We start from the raw sequence: 21,425 nt of genomic DNA on the forward strand, positions 1-21,425 counted from the left end.
TCCTCCCCCACGGGGACCCGCAGAACCGGCCCGGCATCTCCAGTATGCGTCCTATCGCCACACCGGCATAACCACACGCCCGAATTCGTACTTTAGTTACCCACTGCGGACGAAAGCGACGTCTGTCGTGGGGACGTCACTTTCGGTCCGACCTGTCGTGGCCTGTATGTGGTCAGCTCACCGAGACCGCGTTCCACGCCGCCTCGACCGCTGCGACCTCGGCGCTGGAAGCCCCATAGAGGTCGGACGCCGCCTGCACCGTCGCGGCGCGCGCACCGGCGTAGTCGGTGGTCGAGGTGAAGTAGGTCGAGTTGGCGCGGAACCAGATCTGCTCCGCCTTCTCCCGCCCGATCCCGGCGATCGTCGAGCCGTCACAGGTCGTGCTCGAGTGCTCGACCCCACCGATCGTCTTCGTGCCCGAGCCCTCGGAGAGCAGGTAGAAGAAGTGGTTGCCGACACCGCTGGAGTAGTGGACGTCGAGGTCACCGGTCGAGGACGACCAGCAGTTCACCGAGTTGCCGTCGGAGGACGGGTTGTCCATCCGGCGCAGCGGGTCGCCACCGTCGAGGATGAAGGACTCACCGATCAGGTAGTCGCCCTGGTCCTCGGCGTTGTCGGCGTAGAACTCGACCATCGTCCCGAAGATGTCCGAGGTCGACTCGTTGAGTCCACCGGACTCACCGGAGTACTCCAGGCCCGAGGTGTTCTCGGTGACCCCGTGCGTCATCTCGTGGCCCGCGACGTCGAGCGAGACCAGCGGCCCGTAGCCGACGCCGTCGCCGTCGCCGTACGTCATCTTCTCGCCGTCCCAGAAGGCGTTGACGTAGTTCTTGCCGTAGTGGACCCGGTTGAACGAGCCGGAGCCGTCACCGAAGATGCCGTCGCGGGCGTGGACGTTCTTGAAGTAGTCCCAGGTGACGTTGGTGCCGTACTGCGCGTCGGCCGCGGCGGTCGCCCGGTCGGCGTTGGAGCCGTTGCCGAAGGTCGTGGTCGGGCTGGTGACCACGGTCCCCGCCGAGCACCCGAACCCGAAGATGGTGCAGAAGATGCTGTCCTCGGCGTTCTTCATGTCGGTCGTGTAGGTGCCGCCACGGGTCTCGTCGCGCAGCTCGTACGTCGAGCCGTTCTGCTTCACCTGCAGCGGGACGGTCCCGGAGTAGAGGGTGTTGCCCTCGCCGTCGATCGTGTGGATGCCCTCGACCCGGCGCAGCACCTTGCCGCTGGCCGCGTCGACGTAGGTCGCGAGGCGAGAAGGAGTGCCGTCGTCGTGCTTCCCGGTGGTGGTCACCCGCCACGCCAGGGTCGGCGAGCCCTCGACCGCGTCGACGACGAGCTCGGGCGCGTGCTTCTTGTCGGCCTTGAGACCCGCGATCGCCCTGGTGATCTTGTCCAGGGTCAGGGCGGCCTTGGTCGCCGCGGCACCGGTGACGGCGGGCAACACCTCGAGGTCGAGCACCTCGGTCAGCCCCTGGGAGACGGAGGTGACGGCGCCGGACCTGGTCTGGTGGGCGACCAGGTCGCCGCCGACGACCTCGAGCCCCTCGTACGTCCGGTTCATCCGCACGTGGGTGGCGCCGTTGGTGTCCTTCAGGGTCACCACGGGCTCGAGCTCCTGGCCGGCGCCGACCTTCCAGGTCGACGGCTTGCTCGCCAGAGCCTTGACGGCCCGGTCCGCGACCGACTCGTCGTCGATCACCTTCTGGGCCGCCAGAGTGACCGGCGTGATGGTGGAGGCGGATTCGGCCGGAGCGGCGCCGGCCGGGCTTCCGAAGGAGGCGATGAGGGCAGTTCCTGCAACAGCGGCAGCGGTGGTTGCACCGGCCGCTCGAACGATTCTACGCATGGGGGTTCTCCTCGAGATCAGGACCAGGATTGGACGGGATCCTTCCATCCAAATCGGGCCTGCGGCCGAACAAGTTCCTGCAATGCAGGTCCATGAACCGGCTGTCCCGCGTAACTCGTTTACCTTGTTATCAAGAATTAACCAAACACGCCCGGGGGCATGTCACCAGATCCGCACGCGCTCCTCGGGATCGAGCCAGAGGCCGTCACCCGGGACGGTGCCGAAGACCTCGTGGAACTCGTCCAGGTTCCGCGCGATGTTGGCACGGTGCTCCGGCGGGCTGTGCGGGTCGATCGTGAGGTACTGCCGAGCCTGCTCCTTGCGTCGCACCGTGCGCCACACGTAGGCCCAGTTGAGGAAGAGCCGCTGCCGGTCGCCGGCGCTGGCGGCGCCGTCGGTCGCGAGCATGTAGGCGGTGTGCGCGATCGTCAGGCCGCCCAGGTCGCCGATGTTCTCGCCGACGGTCAGCGCACCGTTGACGAACTCGCCGGGCAGGTCCCGGGGTGACAGCGCCGAGTACTGCGCGATGAGCGCCTTGGTCTTCACCTCGAACGCCGCCTTGTCCTCCGGCGACCACCAGTCCTGCATGTTGCCGTCGCCGTCGAACTGCGCACCCTGGTCGTCGAACCCGTGCCCGATCTCGTGGCCGATCACCGCGCCGATGCCGCCGTAGTTCTCCGCCGGATGGGCGTCCAGCGCGAAGAACGGACGCTGCAGGATGCCGGCCGGGAAGCAGATCTCGTTGGTGCCGGGGTTGTAGTAGGCGTTGACCGTCTGCGGGAGCATGAACCACTCGTCGCGGTCCACCGGCTGGCCGAGCTTGCCGAGCTGCCGGTCGGTCTCGAAGACCGATGCCGCCGAGACGTTGCCGATCAGGTCGTCCTTGGAGATGGTCAGCCCCGAGTAGTCGCGCCACTTCGAGGGGTAGCCGATCTTCGGCGTGAACTTGTCGAGCTTCTCGTAAGCCTTCTGCTTCGTCTCCTCGCCCATCCAGTCGAGCTCGGAGATCGACTTGCGGTAGGCGGCCAGCAGGTTCGCCACGAGCTCGTCCATCTCCGCCTTCGCCTCGGGCGGGAAGTGGCGCGCGGCGTACTCCTTGCCGACCGCCTCCCCGATCGCACCCTCGACGATCGCGACCCCGCGCTTCCAGCGTTCGCGCAGCTCAGGGGTGCCGTTGAGGGTGCGGCCGTAGAAGTCGAAGTTGGTCTCGACGAAGTCGTCGGTCAGGTAGGGCGCCGCCCAGCGGAGCACGTGGAAGTAGAGCCACAGCTTCCAGTCGTCGATGTCGACGTCGCCGAGCACGGCGGAGAGGTGGGCGAAGTAGGACGGCTGCCGGACGACGACCTCGCCGAGCACGGCAGCGGTGTCCAGCTTCGAGCCGGAGAGGTTGCGGACGTACGCATCCCAGTTGAAGTTGGGGGCCAGCTCGCGCAGCTCGGCGAAGGTCAGCAGGTTGTAGGTCTTCTGCTTGTCCCGGGTCTCCTCGCGCGCCCAGTGGCCCTCGGCCAGGCGGGTGTCGATCCGGATGATCGTCTCGGCGGCCGCGCGCGGGTCGGGGTGCTCGGCGAGCTCGTAGAGGCGGGTCAGGTAGTCGGCGTACTTCCCCAGCACCTCGGCGAACTTCTCGTCGAAGTAGTAGTCCTTGTCGGGCAGGCCGAGGCCGCCCTGGAGCAGGTTGAAGATGTAGCGGTCGGACTGCTTGTCGTCGTTGTCGACGTAGGACCCGAACAGCCCGTGCCCGCCGATCCGCTCGACCTCGCCCAGGAACGCCGCCAGGTCGTCGGCGTCGCGGAGCCCGTCGACGGCAGCCCTCAGCCCATCAAGAGGTCGTACGCCGCGCTCGGCGACCGCCGCCTCGTCCATGAAGCTCGCGAAGAGGTCACCTATCTTCTGGGCGTCGCTGCCGGGCTCACCGCCCGATGCCGCGAGCTCCTCGATGATCTCGCGCACGTGCTTCTCAGCCTGGTCGGCGAGCATCACGAAGGGCCCCCAGCTGGACCGGTCGGAAGGAATCTCGACCTCCCGGAGCCAGGTGCCGTTCACGAACCCGAACAGGTCGTCCTGGGGTCGGATGCTGTCGTCCATGCCCGGGCGGGCGTCATCGAGGATCGTCACGTGCCCCAGCGTAGAGCCGACCACCCAAGCGGCTGGGCAGTAACCCGGGGTTAGCCGGGTTTGACGATCCGGTTCATCTCGAAGTGCATGGGGTCGGTCCACCTCCAGTTGCCGCCCCAGGTGAAGCCCCAACGCTCGAAGATCGACACCACGGTGCGGTCCATCTCACCGACGGTCCCGCGCTGGTTGCCGGCGGTGTTGAGGTCGACGGCGGTGCCGAAGGCGTGGTTGGAGAGCTGGGTGCTGTTGGCGATGAAGCGGGGGTAGTAGCAGCCGGCGTACTGCTTCGGGTCGATCGTCTTGGCCAGGCCCCGGTCGACGATCTCCTGCAGCGCCGCGCGCAGCTGCGGGACCATCACCTTGTTGCAGGTGACCGAGCCGAGGATCGGGACCTGTGCGGTCACGATGTGGGAGCTCACCCAGCTCGCGGCGGGGGTGATGGTGCCGTCGCCGTTGGCCCGGTAGGTGTAGTTGCCGACGGCCTCGGCGACGGTGCCGACGACGTGAGCCTGCTGAGGAGCGTTCGGGTCCAGGCCGGCGCGCGCGACGACGTCGAGGCGCTGGACGGAGGTGTCCTCGCCGACGATCTCCTGGATCGGCTTGACGACCCGGTTGGGGGCGATGGCGGCGGTGGAGACGATGAGCGCGTTGCCCTTCTCCATGCCCATCTCCTCGCCCCACTTGTGGTTGACGACGGCCGACGCGAGGCCCGGCGGCTGCGGCGCGTACGCACCGACGTGGACCGAGGTCGCGTCCTTGCTGGACCCGAGGGTCACGAAGCCGTCCTTGTCTACCGGGAGATCGTCCTGGCGCTCGGGGTCGATCGCGACCTCGCCGCCGGCGACGCGCTGCCAGACCTCGTCGGAGTCGGCGCTCTGGAAGGGGGCGAAGTTGCGGTAGCTCGACGGGTCGACCGCGACCACCTTGACCAGCCGCCCCTGCACGCTGACCTGGGCCAGCGAGATCTGCTCGACGCCGGAGACTCCGTCGAGGCCGCGGACCTTCTTGACGTCACCGGCCGAGAGGGTCTCCTCGGAGAGGATCAGCAGGTCGGTGGAGTGGAGCGTCCCCTCGCGCTTGCCGGGCATGTCGACTGCGTGCGACGGGTCGGCGACAGGGCTCTCATCCGCGGCGGACTCGCTGACCTCCGCGCTCGGGCTGCTGCTCGGGGAACCCGGCTTCGACGGCTCGCCCGCACAGGCGGCCAGGGTCACCACGAGGACCGCCCCGATCGCGGCGGTCGCTCTCAACGAGACCAATCGCATCCGTCCACCTCCCCGCAGGAAGATTAGGCGAGGCCTGGTGACCGCCCAACTCGCCGGTAACTCAGGCGCCCGGGTCAGGCACGCAGCACCCGCGAAACCAGCCAGGCGATGTCGTCGGCGGTCTCGTCGGGCGACTTGGTGGGCTGCATGACATGGCTGAGCACCACGCGCACCGTCATCTCGATGGTGGCGTCGGCCTGTTCGTCGCTCAGGCTGTGCTCGAACTTCCTGATGTGCTCGTGGATGATCTCGGTCGCGTAGCCGAGCAGCCCCTCGCTGTGGCTGGTCAGATAGGGCAGCAGCTCGGTGTCGGCGCCGTGGGTCGCCGAGACCACCGCGTGCAGGAGCTTGTTGTCCTGGGCACGGTCGAGGACGGCGTACGTCGCCTGGCGGATCGCTCGGAGGAAGTCGTCCTCCTCGTCGAAGGCCGAGCTCACCACGGCCAGGAACTGCTCCAGCTCACGCAGGATCAGCGACTTCGCCAGCGCCGGCTTGGCGCCGATGTCGTTGTAGACCGTCTGCCGGCTGACCCCGCATCGCTCGGCGATGCGCGACATCGTCACGCTCGCCCACCCTGCCTCGGTGGTCATCTCGACAGCGGCATCGAGGATCCGCTGTCGGGTGGTTTCAGGTACGCCGGGCCCCATGGGGGCAAAGTCTAGGACCTATCTCTGCCGAGCATCGGTCGACCAGGTGAACCTGGCCACATTTTTTGCACTCGATACCCCCGGAGTGCAAAAATGCACTCTGTGAGAGAAAGTGCAACCTTCTGATGCGGCAGGCCAATGTCGCCGCGGCGGCTATCCACCGGGCAGCCCTCGAGATGACCGACGAGTTCGGCTTCGACGGCTGGACGATGGATCATCTCGCCGACCGCGTCGGTGTCTCGCGGCGTACGTTGTTCAACCACGTCCCGAGCAAGATGGACGCCGTCCTCGGCCCCGACCACGAGCCGGACCCGGCGCTGGTCGAGACCTTCGTCAACGGCGGACCCTCAGGCGAGCTGTGTGCCGACCTCTGCACCCTGATCCGTACGCAGCTCGAGGTCGATGACATCGACAACGAGCAGCTCCGACTGATCCGGCACGTCTTCGTCAGCAATCACCAGGTGCTCCAGGCCGCGCATGGTCGCTTCGAGAAGGCGACCAACCACTTCTCCGACGTGATCTCGCAACGCGAGAGCAACCGCATGTCTCCGGAACTCGCCGGAGTCCTCCTCAAACTCGTGATCGTCGTCTTCGACGCCGCGCTCAACCGGGCCATCGAGAGCCCATCGGACGGCACTGTCGCCGACCAGTTCACCCGGATCTTCGACGACCTCGTCGATCTGTTCTGACAACTGACCAAGGGGAACCCTGTCATGGCCAAGCTGCTCTATCGGCTCGGAAAGACCGCCTACCGGCGGTGGCCGATCTTCGTCGCCGTCTGGTTGATCGTCATCATCGGCGTCGGCGCGGTGGCGACCACGATGTCCAAGCCGATGTCCACCACGTTCAGCATGCCCGGCCTCGAGTCGGTCGAGGCGGCCGAGGAGCTGCCCGAGATCATGGGCACCGAAGGCGGCTCGGTGCTCGACGCCGCCTCGATCGAGGTCGTCGTCGCAGCTCCTGAGGGTGAGGCGCTCACGACCTCAGAGAACCAGAAGGCCGTGGCCGATGTCGTCGCGGACCTCGCCGCGCTCGACGACGTCCCCGACCAGATCTCCTACATCTGGACCCCGGAGCAGGCCGAGGCGGCCGCTCCTGCGTACGCCGAGGCGATGTCCGCCGAGAGCGGGCAGAAGGTGCCGACCGAGCAGGCCCTGCAGATGCTGCTCGGCCAGCTCGAGGCTCAGCCGACCCTTTCGGAGGACGGCCGGATCGGCTTGATCTCGACCGAGTTCGAGGATGTCGAGGTCAGCGAGGTGACGCCCGCGATGCAGCAGGAGGTCACCGACGTCGTCGAGCAGGCCGCCGATGACTCCGGCCTTCAGGTCGAGGTGCGCGGCCAGGGCATGCAGGTGATGGAGATGGGCAGCGCCAGCGCCGAGCTGATCGGCATCGCGCTCGCCCTGCTCATCCTGCTGCTGACCTTCGGCTCCTTCGTGGCAGCCGGGCTCCCGATCCTCACCGCCGGCATCGGCGTCGCCATCGGCACCCTCGGCATCACCGCGCTGACTGCCTTCACCGAGGTCTCTTCGACCACCCCGATGCTGGCCACGATGATCGGCCTCGCCGTCGGGATCGACTATGCGCTGTTCATCCTCGCTCGCTACCGCAGCGAGCTCGACCACACCGACGACCGGACGGAGGCCATCGGCATCGCCGTCGGCACCGCGGGCTCGGCAGTCGTCTTCGCCGGCCTGACCGTTGTCATCGCGCTCACCGCGCTCAGCGTCGTCGGCATCCCGTTCCTGACCGCGATGGGCATCGGGGCCGCAGCGACCGTCGTGGTCGCCGTCCTGGTGGCGCTGACCCTGGTCCCCGCCCTGCTCGGCCTGTTCAAGTCGAAGGCCTTCGGCCTGTCCGTACGCCACTACCGGCCCAAGCGCGAGGCCAACGGCCGCTTGCTCAACAACGGTGTCCGTTGGGCTCGGTTCATCGGCAAGGCCCCCATCGCCTGGGCGCTCATCGTGATCATCGGCCTCGGCGCGCTGGCGATCCCCTTCAAGGACCTGCACCTGGGCATGCCGGGCGACAGCACCGCACCGGAGGACAGCTCGCGCCGCCAGGCGGTCGAGCTGGTCGTCGAGGGCTTCGGCCCGGGACGTCTCGACCCGATGATGCTGGTCGTCGACGCCCGAGAGATGCCGGGCGACCCGGCCGAGAAGCAGGCCGCGTACGCACAGGTCGCCGAGTGGGCCGACTCCATTGACGGGGTCGCCAAGGTGGTGCCGCCCTCGGGCAACGAGAACGGTGCGGTGATCCTGATCGAGCCCGAGACGGCCCCGGAGGACGAGGCGACCGACGAGCTGCTCGCGGAGCTGCGTGAGGGCGAAGGCACACTCGAGGAGGAGACCGGCGCCGACCTCGCCGTCACCGGTACGTCGGCGATCATGTCCGACATCTCCGAGAAGCTCAACGACGCGCTGCTGCCCTACCTCGCCATCGTGATCGGGCTGGCGTTCATCCTGCTGATGCTGGTCTTCCGCTCGATCCTGGTGCCGCTGACGGCGACGCTCGGCTTCCTGCTCTCCGTCCTGGCCACCCTCGGCGTCACCGTGGCGGTGTTCCAGGAGGGTGCCTTCGGGATCTTCGACGGCCAGCCGATCGTCAGCTTCATGCCGATCTTCCTGATCGGTCTGGTCTTCGGTCTGGCGATGGACTACCAGGTCTTCCTGGTGACCCGGATCCGCGAGGCCCACGTCCACGGTGCCTCCTACAAGGAGGCCGTGGTCGACGGGTTCCGCAACTCGGCCCGGGTGGTCACCGCCGCCGCGCTGATCATGACCGCGGTCTTCGCGGGCTTCATCATGATGGACGACCCGATCATCAAGTCGATGGGCTTCGCGCTCGCCGCGGCGGTCATCTTCGATGCCTTCATCGTGCGGATGCTGCTGATCCCGACCCTGATGTACCTGATGAAGGAGAAGGCCTGGTGGCTGCCGAAGTGGCTCGACCGGATCCTCCCGAACGTCGACGTCGAGGGCGAGGGCCTGGAGCGGCACTATCTCGCCGACCACTACGCCGATGACCCCCGTGACGCGGAGCTCGTCAAGAGCTGACCGTCGCGCCACAGCGAAACAGCCCCCGACCTCGTACGAGATCGGGGGCTGTTTCGCCGTCGCAGGCGGGGGTAACACGTCGTTCGTAGGACTACTCGCCCGTTATAACGACCGGATAGACCTACGAACAGCGTGTTACCCCAACGCGGCCGCGCCACCAGTTGCCTCATAAATAGGATGGGTCCATGACGACGAGCCTGCCCTTCGGCATCGACTTCGGCGGCACCGGCATCAAGGGTGCCCCGATCGACCTCTCGACCGGCGAGTTCGCCGCCGAGCGCGTGCGCATACCGACCCCCGAACACTCCACCCCGGAAGCCATCGCCGAGATCTTCGTCGAGCTGCTCTCACACTTCCCGGAGTGCGACGGGAAGGTCGGCGTGACCGTCCCCGGCGTCGTACGCCACGGGGTGGTCCACTCCGCAGCCAACATCGACAAGTCGTGGATCGGCACCGACGCGGACGCGATCTTCACCGCAGCCACCGGCCGGGACGTCCACGTGGTCAACGACGCCGACGCCGCCGGCCTGGCCGAGGTCCGCTACGGCGCGGCGAAGGGCCGTCGCGGCCTGGTCATCATGACCACGCTCGGCACCGGCATCGGCTCGGCGCTCCTCTACGACGGCGTGCTCGTGCCCAACTCCGAGCTCGGCCACCTCGAGCTCGACGGCCACGACGCCGAGACCCGCGCCTCCAACATCGCCCGCAAGCGCGAGGACCTCTCCTGGAAGCACTGGGCCAAGCGCCTGCGGCAGTACTACCAGCACCTGGAGATGCTCTTCTCGCCCGACCTATTCCTGGTCGGCGGAGGGGTCTCGAAGGAAGCGGCGGAATTCCTCCCGCTGCTCGACCTCGACACCGAGATCATCCCGGCGAAGCTCCTCAACACCGCGGGGGCCGTCGGGGCGGCGCTGTACGCCGAAGAGCTCGCCACCGACTGAAGGCGGCGGACCGTCTGATGGGCGGGGCGGAGCCGGTCGATCCCACGGAGCACCGGCCCTCTTCGTCTTCTTGACCTGCGCGAGGAAGGCCTTGCGATTCGCCCGTCGCAGCCGGCGACCCTCCCGCCGGCGTCGGGCCCACGGGCTGCGAAGCACCCGGAACGTTGCGTACGCCGCGGCGGCGAGCACCAGCAGCGCGACCAGTCCGACCATCAGTGCCCAGTCGGCCCGGGCGCTCACCCCGGCAGCAGTGGCCGATGCGTCGTCCAGCTGGCCGTCGTCCAGGTCGGCACGGGCGCTGGCCGCCCCGGCGTCGAGGAGCAGCACCAGCTCGCCGAGCTCGGTGGCCGGGTTCTGGATGCCCTCGACGGCTGCCGTGGCCGCACCGACCTCGGTGGTCACCTTCGCGGCCTTGGGCAGGGTGGTGGCCAGTGACTCGTACTCGGCGGCGAGGTTGGCGCTCTCGTAGGCTTCCTTCGCGGCCGACGACACCGGCAGATCCGCCGCCTCGGCTGCCTCCTGGATCTTCACGGCGCCGGCGTTGGCACCCTCGAGCAACCCGGTCACGGTCGCCGCATCGTCGAAGGCCCACGACGCCATGGAGTTGCGCAGTCCCTCGGGAGGCACCCAGTCACCGTTGGCGCGGTCGAGGGCGGCGTACGTCTTGCGGGCCTCGGCCCGCTGCCCGAGCTCCTTCGCCTCCGCGCGCGGAAGGACCCAGGTGCGCAGCGCCTTCTCGGCCGAGGCATCGGTGTCGTACTTCTGCACGAGGTCGAGGAACGTACGCCAGTTGGTCGAGCCCTGGATCAGGTTGTCGCCCGGACGGTCGTAGGCGTTGCGACCCTCGTAGGCGTCGTTCACCACCGCCGTGAACTCCTCGTCGGACAGGTCCGCGACCAAGGCGGAGACCGCGGTGTAGGCGGCGGGATAGCCGTAGGAGTCGACCTCGGCAGTGACGTCGCGACTGGCGTCGTCCCAGGTCAGCAGTGGGAAAGAGTCCTTGCTCCGGCGCTTCACCTTCGGGTATTTCTGTCCCTTGGCGCCGACCTGCTTCGCCGCCCGCTGGGCGAGGACCTCGGTCAGTCCCTCGCTCAGCCAGCGGCCTCGGACGGTGTTCGGGTTGATCCAGGCGTGGGTCATCTCGTGGTAGAGGACGACTGCGTCGAGGTCCTCGGAGACGACGATCTCCTTGGCGTTCTCGTCGAACCATGCATAACCGAGCGCCTCGGAGGAGACGTCCTCACGGATCGTGTCCAGACCACCCGGCCACTCTGATCCGATCAGCTTCTCGAGCACAGGCAGTCCCGACGTCACCTTCTTGTCGGCGAACTCGAGCCACTCCTCGTCACCCGGGAAGCTCTGCAGCGAGACGTCGGTGTCGCCGACCGCGACCTTCGCCTCGTCGAAGGCCTTCGGATCGCGCGCGGAGACGCCTCCCTCGATGAAGCCCCCCGTCGCCTTCCACGTCGTGGTGCCGCCCTTGGTCTTCTTCTTGAAACCCGGTGCCGAGCTGGAGAACTCCATCGACTTCGGCAGCACGACCTCGACGGTGACCGAGTCGTCGTCGCCGACGCCGAGCACGGGGAAGACGGCGTACCCCTCACCGATCCGGATGTGGTTCCCCTTGGCGCGGATCGGAGCGCCCCGCAGCTCGTAGGTCCAGGTGATGGTGCGTGACTTGCCGTAGTAGAGGTTCGGGAACGACGCCGAGACCACCTCCAGCCCGGTGCCCTTGATCTTCTCGGTGCTCACCGAGAGCCTGGAGCCGTTGCTGGTCGCCGTGACTTTCTTAGCGCCGGCCGGGATCGGGATGGCATGGCCGGTCAGGAAGTAGTAGGACGTCGCGGTGCTCGGCTGCCGGTTGGTGACGGTGATCTCGGCCTTCACCTTGACGGTCTTGGCCTTCTCGTCGAGCACGTAGCGGGTGCGCGAGGACTCACCGACACCGTCATCAGGCGCCGCCACCGCGGCAGGCGCGGTCGTCATCAGCCCGGCGCCCAGTGCGCCCAGCACGATCAGAGCTGCCGCCACCCGCCGGAGTAGACCTGTTCCTCGACCGCCTTTCACCCAGGCACCTTAGACCGATGCCCCTTCGGGTACACCGTTTTCGGTACTTCCGAGACATCCGCCACCGGCATCACGCCCAGGGCGTTCCCCACTTGTCGCCGAACGCGATCTCCTCGAGCGGCCGCCGGACGCGCTCGCGCTGCTCGCGCTCGGCATCGCCCGGGTCAGCCTGTGCCGGGTCACCGTGGCGGCCGACCGCGATCCCGATCATGACCTTCCACCAGGCCGGTACGCCGAAGGCCGCTGCCACGGCATCATGGTCGAACCCGGCGAACTGGTGCGAGGAGAGACCCAGGGATGCGGCCTGGACCGTCAGGTGCGCGGCCGCCTGGCCGAGGTCGTAGTGGGCATAGTCCGACCACTTCGGGCCGTCTCCGTCCGGTCCGACGCCGTCCTGCGCGATCGCGACGAAGACAGCCGAGGCCCGCGGCACCCAGCCGGAGTTGCCGCGGGAGAGGTGGCCCACGAACGTGTCGTGCCTGGCCGACCCCCGAGGCAGCACCAGGAACGACCACGGCTGGCTGTTGCCCGCGCTCGGCGCCCATCGGGCTGCCTCGATGAGCAGCCTGATCTCGGCGTCGGCGAGCTCGTGGGTCGGATCGAAGACGCTCACCGACCAACGGTCACGCAGGTGCTCGGTGAGATCCTCGGCGCCGGGCTGTGGGGCTCGCTTCGCGGCAGTCATGCGCCCATTCTGCGATGTCTACCAACTGGGCAGACCGCCAGTCTCAGGACGCGTCAGGCGAGGTAGCGGCCCGGGCGGTGGTTGAAGGCCAGGATGATGTTGAGGATCACCGCGCCGAGCGCGGAGAGCAGGACGGTCGCGGGCGAGACGACGGCGAGCGCGAGCAGGATGACGCTGAGGTCGAGGCCCATCTGGACGTACCCGGCCCGCAGGTCGAGCCGCTCCTGCAGAACCAGAGCGAGCACGTTGAATCCGCCCAGCGAGGCACCGTGGCGGAAGATCACCAGGAGTCCGAGGCCGACGAGCAGGTTGCCGGCCACGACGCCGTAGATGGTGTCGAGGCCTTCGAGCGGGAGCAGGTCGGCGTGGACCCGCGTCATCGCCGAGACCGCGATGACGCAGCCCAGCGACCGGACCGTGAACCAGACACCCTTCTTGGAGAGCGCGAGCCCGAAGAACGGCAGGTTCACCAGCACGAACAGCACCTCGAACGGCAACCCCGTCCAGTAGCTGACCAGCAGGCTCAGTCCCGCGGTCCCGCCGGTCACGGCGCCGACCGTCTGGATCAGGTAGAGACCCAGCGAGGACACCACGATGCTGGTCACGTAGCCGAGCGCGTCCTCCACCAAGGTGTGGGGGACGCGGATCGACTCGAGGGAGTCTGCGTATGGCTCGGACACGACACTCATTCTGGGTGTCATGGCCGAGCCGCGCAGAATTCACCAGGGCGAGACCTCCATCACGTTTCCGCTGGTCAGGGATGCGTTCCTCAAAGCATGATGTCCCCATGACTCAGTCGCCTCGGGACGACCCGCCGCCACCGCCACCGCCACCGCCTGGGGCGTGGGTTCCGCCGCCACCTCCGACCGGAAACGTGTGGATCCCACCGCCGCCGCCAGGTGCCGCCTACGCCGCCACTCCTCAGAAGAAGCGGTCCAAGACCGGCCTCTGGCTCCTCGTCGGCGGCGGACTCACCGCGCTCGTCCTGCTCGTCGTCGCCGGGGTCGGGGCCTTCCTGGTCCTCGGTCCCGACGACAAGGGCAGCTCCGGGGACGACGTGGCCGAGACGGCGGGGACCAACAGCGATCTCGGCGCCCTGACCTCAGAGCCCGGACAGAGCTGGGCCTGGAAGACCACGGACACGGTCCGCTGGGCGGTGCCCGGTCCCGACTTCACGATCGTTCTCCTCGAGGGCAAGGCCGGTTTCGTCGTGCTCGACGATCAGGGAAAGGAGAAGTGGCGCCCGGAGAAGCACGACTACAGCGGCGCCTGGGTGGATGAGGAGACCAAGACGATCGAGGCGAGCTGGTACGGCCCGGTCGCGACCACTGCGAAGGGCAGCAGCAGCGACAGCGGCAACATCGTCTGGGACTACGACGGCAACGTCCTGTGGAAGGACACCGGCGAGAACCACTACCTGTACGGCGTCGAGAGCGACGGTCGCTTCCTGCTCTGGGACGCCAAGGCCGAGACGCTCGCGAAGGTCCGCGAGCCCACCGATCCGGGCGAGTGGAAGATCGAGGGCGAGGAGTTCACGGTCTTCGACGACGCGGTCTACGCCCTCGACGGTGACACCCTCGCTCGCTACGCGCGCACGAATGGCGAGCTCGTCTGGAAGACCGATCTCCAGCCCGGCTGGAAGGGCATCAAGCAGTCCTACGAGATCGAGCACCAGGCCAACGACGACCTGGTCATCCTGGCTGCCGACCGCACCTTCGGCTACTCCGCCAAGAGCGGGAAGCCGTTGTGGGATGTGTCCGGGAGCGGTGATGTCGTCGCGACCGCCGGCAACCGGCTGGCGGTGATCGAGCCAGGCACGTACGACGAGGACCAGGGCGTCACGATGCCGTCGACCGGGCCGTACCCGATCTACGACACCACGGGCAAGGTCGGCTCGCTCCCGTTCTCGACCGGCAGGCCCTACGCCGCGGTGCAGATGGTCAAGGTCGACGGCAAGGGCGAGCAGGTCAACTTCGGGACCGACGACGGCGCGCTCTTCGACGCTGCCGGGAAGCCGATGGGCGAGGATCGCTACGAGGACGCCTTCCAGGCGCTCGACGACGGCGTCTACCGGCTCGACCGCGCCACCATCTCGTTCCGGGAGTGGCGCAGCACCGAGGACTCATGGTCGCTGACCGTGCCCGACGTCGAGTCGGTCGGCGACAAGGAGAACCAACGCGACATCTACATGCAGGTCGACGACGAGCGCCTGGTCGTCAACGACAAGCACACCGTCCGGCTCTACCAGTGAGCCGGAGAGGGGCTGGTGGCGTACAGGATCCCGTACGCCACCAGCCCCTCGAGCAGGTCAGGCGTTGACGCGCGCGAGCGCACCCACGATCTCGTCGACCTTGGTCTTGGCGTCACCGAAGAGCATCTGCGTGTTCTCCCGGAAGAAGAGCGGGTTCTGCACGCCGGCATAGCCCGCGGCCATCGACCGCTTGAAGACGACCACGTTCTTCGCCTCCCAGACCCGCAGGACGGGCATCCCGGCGATCGGGCTGCTGGGGTCCTCCGCGGCGGCCGGGTTCACGGTGTCGTTGGCGCCGATGACCAGGACGACGTCGGTCTCGGCCAGGTCGTCGTTGACCTCGTCCATCTCCAGGACGATGTCGTAGGGCAGCTTGGCCTCGGCCAGGAGCACGTTCATGTGGCCGGGGAGACGGCCGGCGACCGGGTGGATGCCGAAACGTACGTCCACGCCCTTCTCCCGCAGGATGCGGGTGAGCTCGGCGACGGGGTACTGCGCCTGGGCGACGGCCATGCCGTAGCCGGGGGTGATCACGACGCTCGAGGCGCCGGCGAGGAGCTCGGCGGTGTCCTCGGCGTTGATCTCGCGGTGCTCGCCGTAGTCGACGTCGCCGCCCGGGCCGGCCTCGATGCCGAAGCCACCGGCGATGACCGAGATGAACGAGCGGTTCATCGCCTTGCACATGATGTAGGAGAGGTACGCACCCGAGGACCCGACCAGGGCGCCGGTGACGATCAGCAGGTCGTTGCTCAGGAGGAAGCCGGAGGCGGCCGCGGCCCAGCCGGAGTAGCTGTTGAGCATCGAGACCACGACCGGCATGTCGCCGCCGCCGATGGAGGCGACCAGGTGCCAGCCGAGGGCCAGGGCCACGACCGTGACGGCGATCAGCAGCGGGAGCGTCGGATCGATGACGTAGACGACCGTCAGGATCACGAAGACGACCAGGGCGCCGATGTTGATCAGGTTCTTGCCCGGGAGCATCAGCGGGGCCGACTTCATCCGCGCGGAGAGCTTGAGGAAGGCGACGATCGAGCCGGTGAAGGTGACCGCACCGATGAAGACGCCGATGAAGACCTCGGCCGAGTGGATGGCGCCACCGTGGATGTGACCGGCAGCCGCCTCGAGGTGGCCGTTCCAGCCGATCAGGACGGCGGCCAGACCCACGAAGGAGTGCAGCAGCGCGATCAGCTCGGGCATGCCGGTCATCTCGACGACCTTGGCGCGCCACAGGCCGATGACCGCGCCGACGGCGACAGCGGCGATGAGGACGATCACCGCGGTGGTGGTGCCGCCGTCGACGACCTGGATCACGGTCGCGACCAGCGCGAGCGTCATGCCGGCGACGCCGTAGAGCCAGCCCTGTGAGGCGGTCTCGTGCTTGGACAGACCTGCCAGGGACAGGATGAAGAGAAGGGCGGCGACGAGGTAGGCCGCGCCTGCGATCGAGAAGATATCCATGACGTGTTTGCCTCAGGCCTTCCGGAACATCGAGAGCATGCGACGGGTCACGGCGAAGCCGCCGAAGATGTTGATGCTCGCCAGCAGCGTGGCGACGCCCGCGAGCACGAGTACGACGTTGTCAGCGACGGTGAGCTGGAGCAGAGCACCCACGACGACGATGCCGGAGATCGCGTTGGTCACCGACATGAGCGGCGTGTGCAGCGCGTGGTGCACGTGGCCGATCACGTAGAACCCGATCACGATCGAGAGCGTCAGGACCGTGAAGTGCCGGGTGATCTCGGCCGGGGCGACCGCGTTGAGGAGGAAGAGCGCGAGCGCACCGGTGCCGACCAGCGCGAGCTTGGCGGAGGCCGAGAGCGGCTTCTTCTCCTCCTTCACGGCGACCTCTGCCGGAGCCGCGGCGGCCGGAGCCGCCGAGACCTGCACGGGCGGGGGCGGCCAGAGCACGCCACCGTCGTGCACGACGGTCAGGCCGCGCTGCACCTGGTCCTCGAGGTCGAGGGCGAGCACGCCGTCCTTCTCGGGGGTCACCAGCTTCATCAGGTTCACCAGGTTGGTGCCGTAGAGCTGACTGGACTGGGCCGGGAGGCGCGCGGGCAGGTCGGTGTAGCCGATGATCGTGACACCGTTTGGCGTGGTGACGACCTGGTCCTTGACGGTGCCCTCGACGTTGCCGCCCATCGCGGCGGCCATGTCGACGATGACCGAGCCCGGCTTCATGCTCGCCACGTCCGCCGCCGTGATCAGCTTCGGCGCCGGGCGGCCTGGGATCAGTGCGGTGGTCACGATGATGTCGACGTCCTGGGCCTGCTCGGAGTAGATCTCCGCGGCGCGCTGGTCGTAGGCCTCCGAGGTCGCCTTGGCGTAGCCGTCGGTCGACTTCTCGACCTCGACCTCGACCTTCAGGTATTCGCCGCCGAGCGACTTGACCTGGTCGGCGACCTCCGGACGCGGGTCGGTCGCGCGGACGATCGCTCCCAGCGAGCTCGCGGCGCCGATGGCGGCCAGACCGGCCACACCGGCACCTGCCACGAGCACCTTCGCCGGCGGCACCTTGCCCGCCGCGGTCACCTGACCGGTGAAGAAGCGGCCGAAGTGGTGGGCCGCCTCGACCACGGCGCGGTAGCCGGCGATGTTGGCCTGGCTGGAGAGGATGTCCATGGACTGCGCCCGCGAGATACGCGGCACCGCGTCCATCGCGAACGCGTCGACCTTGCGGGCGGCCAGGGCGTCGAGGAGCTCGCTGCTATGCGCCGGTGCCAACGGGGCGACCAGCGTGGCGCCGCTCTTCAGCAGCTCGACCTCGCCGACCGAGGGGGCGTTGATCCGGAAGACCAGGTCCGCTCCCCATGCATCGGCGGCCGTGCCGATGCGGGCGCCGGCCTCGGCGTACGCCTCGTCGGTGAAGCTGGACGCCTCGCCGGCTCCACCCTCGATGACGACGTCGTAGCCCAGACCGGTCAGCTGTTTGACGGTCGCGGGGGTTGCCGCCACCCGGGTCTCGCCGGGCTTCGTCTCTCGGGTCACTCCGATGAGCATCCTCGACTCCTTGGGTCTAGCTGCGCAGTGTCTTCAGTGTCCAGCACGGTGGCGTCCCGGTCAGCCGATCAGCGCGTGACCGATTCATGACCGGCTCCGGTCCGGAACCCCCACCGTGCTGGTTACCGGTCGGTAACGGTAGGGCAGATCAGCCCGTGGACACCAGGGTTGTCCGGTTGTATCGGTCCAAGACCTGTGGTCTTCCTCACGGTCTCACTGCCGGCCTCCGAGCTGGGTGCCTACTCGTCGGTCTGCGCCCATCCGAGTGCCGCGCCGTGGCCCTGGAACCAGCCGACCGCTCGCCCGTCGACCGCCAGGCAGAAGTGATGGTCCGCATCTCGCAGGCTCGGCGCCGGCGCGAGGGAAGGGATCACTCGCGGCCCTTCCAGGCTGATCCAGTGGCAGCGGCCGGCCGCCACCAACGTACGCATGCGCTTGTCCAGCTCGACTCGCTCTCGCTCGTCCAGGTACGCCGCTGCCGCGCTGTGGTGGACCACCGGAGTGCCACCCGAAGCAGCAGCGAGCTCGATCGCGCCGTCCAGTCGGTCGAGCATGTCGCCGGCGATGAGGTGGGGCGGCTCTGCCCTGGTCACCGCGATCGCCGCGGCCAGGCGGTCGCGACGCTCGTCGTGGCCCGGCCAGATCAAGGTGAGCAGCCAGCTCATGTCCTCCTCGTCGGTGACGTCGAGCGGGTTGAGGTCGATTCCGATGCGAGCGGTGATGCGCGGCGGCTCCGTTGGCACCGGGACCGGGCCGGTCGCCGGGACCCGGAGCGTCGGCCCGCCTGAACCGCGGAGCTCGCCCGCGCCGTCCCAGTTGTAGTCGTAGCGGTCCGGGTAGAGGCACAGGCCGGCGCTGGCACCGAGCTCGACCAGAGCCAGCGGCCCGTCGCCGAGCATCCCGAGCGCCGGGGTCAGTGCGGCCAGCCGAGCGACCTCGTTGGTCTGGGTCCGGCGGGTGAGGATCGTCGCTCGTACGGCCGGCCACTCGGGCCCGAGGAGCAGGGCCCGCAGGTCGTCGTAGGGGCCGGGCTCAAGCCCGTGCCGGCGGGCCGCGGCGAAGACGAGGTTGGCCTGCTGCTTCAGGATGGGCAGGCCGCTCAGCAGCCGGAGAACCTCCGGGTCGTCGGCGACACTGCTCGCCCAGGCGTGGTAGCACGGCGAGGTGGCCATCTCGCCGGCGTAGAGCCGATAGCTCTCTTCGATGTCGGTCAGATCGGTCAGCGGCAGCATGGCGTCTCTCCTTCTGGATGAGGTCCCGGTGGTCGAGCTTGTCGAGACCCCACCGTGACGCCGCGGGGCGGGGCGGCGCGATGTCGATCGAGTCGACATGGCGCCGGAGCCGGTCCGTGAGCGAGAGTGTCGTCGTGACGGAGTGGATCACGACCCGGGAGGCGGCCCAGCGCCTCGGGGTGAAGCGCACGACCCTCTACACCTATGTCAGCCGAGGCCTGCTCACCCGGCGGCGTAGTGGAGGCGAGAGCCTGTTCGACCGGGCGGAGATCGACGCGCTGGGCGGCACCCGCCACCACCCCGGCTCTCCGCTCGGCGTGCTCCCGATGCGTTCGGTCCGCTCGAACGTGAGCGAGGTACGCGAGGGAGAGCTGTTCCTGCGCGGCGTACCGCTCGCCGACCTGGCCGACGAGCCGTTGGCGGAGGTCGTCGATCTCGTCCTCGGCCCTTCTGCTGGGGTCGTCGTCTCTGCGCCGGCGCATCTGACCGCGCTGCCGCTTCACCGCCGGCTGCCCGCGCTCGCGCAGTGGGCAGGTTCCGAGAGCGAATGGGTCGAGCCCGTCGCAGCTGTCGGCATCGCCAAGGGGCTGCTCGGTGCGGCGCCGGTCGCGCTCGGCGCCCCTGTGGCGCCGGACCGACCGGTCCCCGAGGGGATCTTCGCGGCGGTCGCCGGGCGCCCCGGCAGCCCGCAAGAGGTCGCGACGCTCAACACCGCACTGGTCGCACTCATCGACCACGGCCTGGCCGCCTCCGTGGTGGCGGCCAGGGTCGCCGCCTCGGCGCGGGCCTCGGCGTACGACTGCCTGGTGGCGGGGTACGCCGCGCTCTCGGGGCGGCTGCACGGTGGCATCGGGCCGTCCGCGCTCGCCGTGCTGCGAGACGGCCCGGCGGGCTCCCCGGGCAGCCCGGTGCCCGGCTTCGGTCACTGGCGGCACCCCGACGGCGACCCGCGTGCCGATGCGATCCTCGCTCGTCTCGCCCTCGTCGACGGCTCCGCTCCGGTCTTGGCGCGACTGTCCGAGATCACCTCTCTTGCCGGTCGGCGGCCGAACATCGACGGGGCGCTCGCGGCGCTCATCGTGACTTGTGGGCTGCCCGATACCGCCGCCGAGGTGTTCTTCCAGACCGGACGTACGGTCGGCCTCGCCGCGCACATCGCTGAGGAGTCCACGGAGGACCCGCTGCGCTGGCGGGCGACCGACCCCACTGCCTGACCTACCGGTCAGCCCGCGGCCGGCCGCTCGCTGTCGAGCTGAGCCATGAACTGGCTCGGATAGCGGTCGCCGCGGGCAGCGCCGACGGGAACGGCGGCGTCGATTCGGGCGAGGTCGGCATCGTCGAGCACGACCGCATCGGCCTCGGCCATGGACTCGACCTGGCTGACTCGGCGCGAGCCGATGACGGGCACGACGTGCTCCCCACGAGCGGCGACCCAGGCGATCGCGAGCTGCGCAAGCGTGACGCCCTTGGCCGCGGCGATCTCCTGCAGAGCGGTGAGCAGCGCGCGGTTGTGGTCGAGGTTGTCACCCTGGAAGCGAGGCATGCGAGCGAGCGAACCGTCGACGGCGCCGCTGCCGCCGATCAGGCCGCGGCCGAGGACGCTGTAGGCGGTGATGCCGATGCCCCGCTCGCGACAGGTGTCGAGGATGCCGTTGCTCTCGATCCCCCGGCTGAGCAGGGAGTACTCGATCTGCAGGTCACTGATCGGGGCCACCGTGGCGGCGCGTCGGATCGTGTCGGCGCTGACCTCGCTCAGTCCGATGTGGCGTACGTATCCGGCCTCCACCAGCTCCTGGACCGCGCCCACGGTCTCCTCGATCGGCACCTGTGGGTCCAGGCGGGCGGGGCGGTAGATGTCGACGTGGTCGGTGCCGAGCCGCTGGAGGGAGTACGCGAGGGAGGACCTGACCGCCTCGGGGCGGCCGTCGAAGCCCGCCGGTATCCCGTCCGGAGTCAGCAGTGCGCCGAACTTCACCGAGAGCACCACGTCGTCGCGGTCGCGCTCGCGCAACGAACGGGCGATCAGCATCTCGTTGTGGCCGGCACCGTAGAAGTCACCGGTGTCGATCAGGGTGCCGCCCGCGTCGAGGTAGGCGTGGATGACGCGTACGCCCTCCTCGTCGTCGACCTTGCCGTAGGCGCCGGAGAGGCTCATCCCGCCGAGCGCCGGGGAGGTGACCGTGGGGCCGTTCTTACCGAGCTGTCGGCTGCTGCTGAATCTGATGTTGTGGGTCGTCATGCCTTCCAGCCTGCGACTCCCGTCGCGTCCCGGGGAGGCACGGCACATCCAGGGACGAGCTGTCCCTGGATAACCGGCCCTCAC

15 protein-coding genes are annotated in these 21,425 nt (G+C 68.6%); 5 read left to right on the plus strand and 10 right to left on the minus strand.

What is annotated here, in order from left to right; all coding sequences use genetic code 11:
- Positions 1-172: 172 nt before the first annotated feature.
- The 4 genes from ABZZ22_RS03080 to ABZZ22_RS03095 form a co-directional block, all read right to left on the minus strand.
- Positions 173-1,843 (minus strand): M4 family metallopeptidase, encoded by a 1,671-nt coding sequence (locus ABZZ22_RS03080; RefSeq protein ID WP_354926699.1) that lies wholly within the window; start codon positions 1,841-1,843, stop codon positions 173-175.
- A 162-nt stretch (positions 1,844-2,005) separates the two neighbouring features.
- Positions 2,006-3,958 (minus strand): M13-type metalloendopeptidase, encoded by a 1,953-nt coding sequence (locus tag ABZZ22_RS03085; RefSeq protein WP_354926701.1) that lies wholly within the window; start codon positions 3,956-3,958, stop codon positions 2,006-2,008.
- A 50-nt stretch (positions 3,959-4,008) separates the two neighbouring features.
- The gene (locus ABZZ22_RS03090) at positions 4,009-5,223 is read right to left on the minus strand and encodes a M15 family metallopeptidase (protein WP_354926703.1); all 1,215 of its coding nucleotides are present in this window, start codon (positions 5,221-5,223) and stop codon (positions 4,009-4,011) included.
- Positions 5,224-5,297: 74 nt separating this feature from the next.
- Positions 5,298-5,870, minus strand: coding sequence for a TetR family transcriptional regulator (locus tag ABZZ22_RS03095; RefSeq protein WP_354926705.1), 573 nt, complete (start codon positions 5,868-5,870; stop codon positions 5,298-5,300).
- A gap of 125 nt (positions 5,871-5,995) precedes the next feature.
- Here ABZZ22_RS03095 and ABZZ22_RS03100 point away from each other — a divergent pair, with 125 nt between their 5' ends.
- The 3 genes from ABZZ22_RS03100 (at position 5,996) to ppgK (ending at position 9,867) form a co-directional block, all read left to right on the plus strand.
- Positions 5,996-6,559 carry a TetR/AcrR family transcriptional regulator gene (locus tag ABZZ22_RS03100; RefSeq protein WP_354926707.1) on the plus strand — a complete coding sequence of 188 codons (564 nt, stop codon included), beginning with the start codon at positions 5,996-5,998 and terminating at the stop codon, positions 6,557-6,559.
- A 24-nt stretch (positions 6,560-6,583) separates the two neighbouring features.
- Positions 6,584-8,926 carry an MMPL family transporter gene (locus ABZZ22_RS03105; RefSeq protein WP_354926709.1) on the plus strand — a complete coding sequence of 781 codons (2,343 nt, stop codon included), beginning with the start codon at positions 6,584-6,586 and terminating at the stop codon, positions 8,924-8,926.
- A 185-nt stretch (positions 8,927-9,111) separates the two neighbouring features.
- A complete protein-coding gene (gene ppgK / locus ABZZ22_RS03110; protein WP_354926711.1) occupies positions 9,112-9,867 on the plus strand; it encodes a polyphosphate--glucose phosphotransferase in 756 nt (251 codons plus the stop codon).
- 2,137 nt (positions 9,868-12,004) lie between these two features.
- Here ppgK and ABZZ22_RS03115 read toward each other — a convergent pair.
- Together ABZZ22_RS03115 and ABZZ22_RS03120 are read right to left on the minus strand one after the other, a co-directional pair.
- The gene (locus ABZZ22_RS03115) at positions 12,005-12,619 is read right to left on the minus strand and encodes a nitroreductase family protein (RefSeq protein WP_354926713.1); all 615 of its coding nucleotides are present in this window, start codon (positions 12,617-12,619) and stop codon (positions 12,005-12,007) included.
- A gap of 53 nt (positions 12,620-12,672) precedes the next feature.
- Positions 12,673-13,308, minus strand: coding sequence for a YitT family protein (locus ABZZ22_RS03120; RefSeq protein WP_354926715.1), 636 nt, complete (start codon positions 13,306-13,308; stop codon positions 12,673-12,675).
- Between the two features lie 185 nt (positions 13,309-13,493).
- On the opposite strand from ABZZ22_RS03120, the gene ABZZ22_RS03125 reads away from it, so the two are divergent.
- Entirely contained in the window at positions 13,494-14,870 is a 1,377-nt protein-coding gene (locus tag ABZZ22_RS03125; RefSeq protein WP_354926717.1) for a hypothetical protein, read from the plus strand.
- A gap of 57 nt (positions 14,871-14,927) precedes the next feature.
- Here the strand turns inward: ABZZ22_RS03125 and pntB are convergent, their stop codons facing one another.
- The 3 genes from pntB to ABZZ22_RS03140 all read right to left on the minus strand — a co-directional run bounded on the left by pntB (position 14,928) and on the right by ABZZ22_RS03140 (position 19,102).
- Positions 14,928-16,328: a Re/Si-specific NAD(P)(+) transhydrogenase subunit beta gene (gene pntB, locus ABZZ22_RS03130; RefSeq protein ID WP_354926719.1), complete on the minus strand. Its 1,401-nt coding sequence runs from the start codon at positions 16,326-16,328 to the stop codon at positions 14,928-14,930.
- Positions 16,329-16,340: 12 nt separating this feature from the next.
- Positions 16,341-17,870: a Re/Si-specific NAD(P)(+) transhydrogenase subunit alpha gene (locus tag ABZZ22_RS03135; protein WP_354926721.1), complete on the minus strand. Its 1,530-nt coding sequence runs from the start codon at positions 17,868-17,870 to the stop codon at positions 16,341-16,343.
- 239 nt (positions 17,871-18,109) lie between these two features.
- A complete protein-coding gene (locus ABZZ22_RS03140) occupies positions 18,110-19,102 on the minus strand; it encodes a DUF2332 domain-containing protein (protein WP_354926723.1) in 993 nt (330 codons plus the stop codon).
- Between the two features lie 134 nt (positions 19,103-19,236).
- Between ABZZ22_RS03140 and ABZZ22_RS03145 the strand changes: the two genes are divergently transcribed.
- Positions 19,237-20,316 carry a citrate synthase gene (locus ABZZ22_RS03145; protein WP_354926725.1) on the plus strand — a complete coding sequence of 360 codons (1,080 nt, stop codon included), beginning with the start codon at positions 19,237-19,239 and terminating at the stop codon, positions 20,314-20,316.
- Positions 20,317-20,324: 8 nt separating this feature from the next.
- Here ABZZ22_RS03145 and ABZZ22_RS03150 read toward each other — a convergent pair whose 3' ends face one another.
- Positions 20,325-21,341: an aldo/keto reductase gene (locus ABZZ22_RS03150; RefSeq protein ID WP_354926727.1), complete on the minus strand. Its 1,017-nt coding sequence runs from the start codon at positions 21,339-21,341 to the stop codon at positions 20,325-20,327.
- Positions 21,342-21,425 lie beyond the last annotated feature (84 nt).

It is taken from the genome of Nocardioides sp. NPDC006273, assembly GCF_040613495.1.
In the GTDB taxonomy this organism is placed as follows: Bacteria; Actinomycetota; Actinomycetes; order Propionibacteriales; family Nocardioidaceae; genus Nocardioides.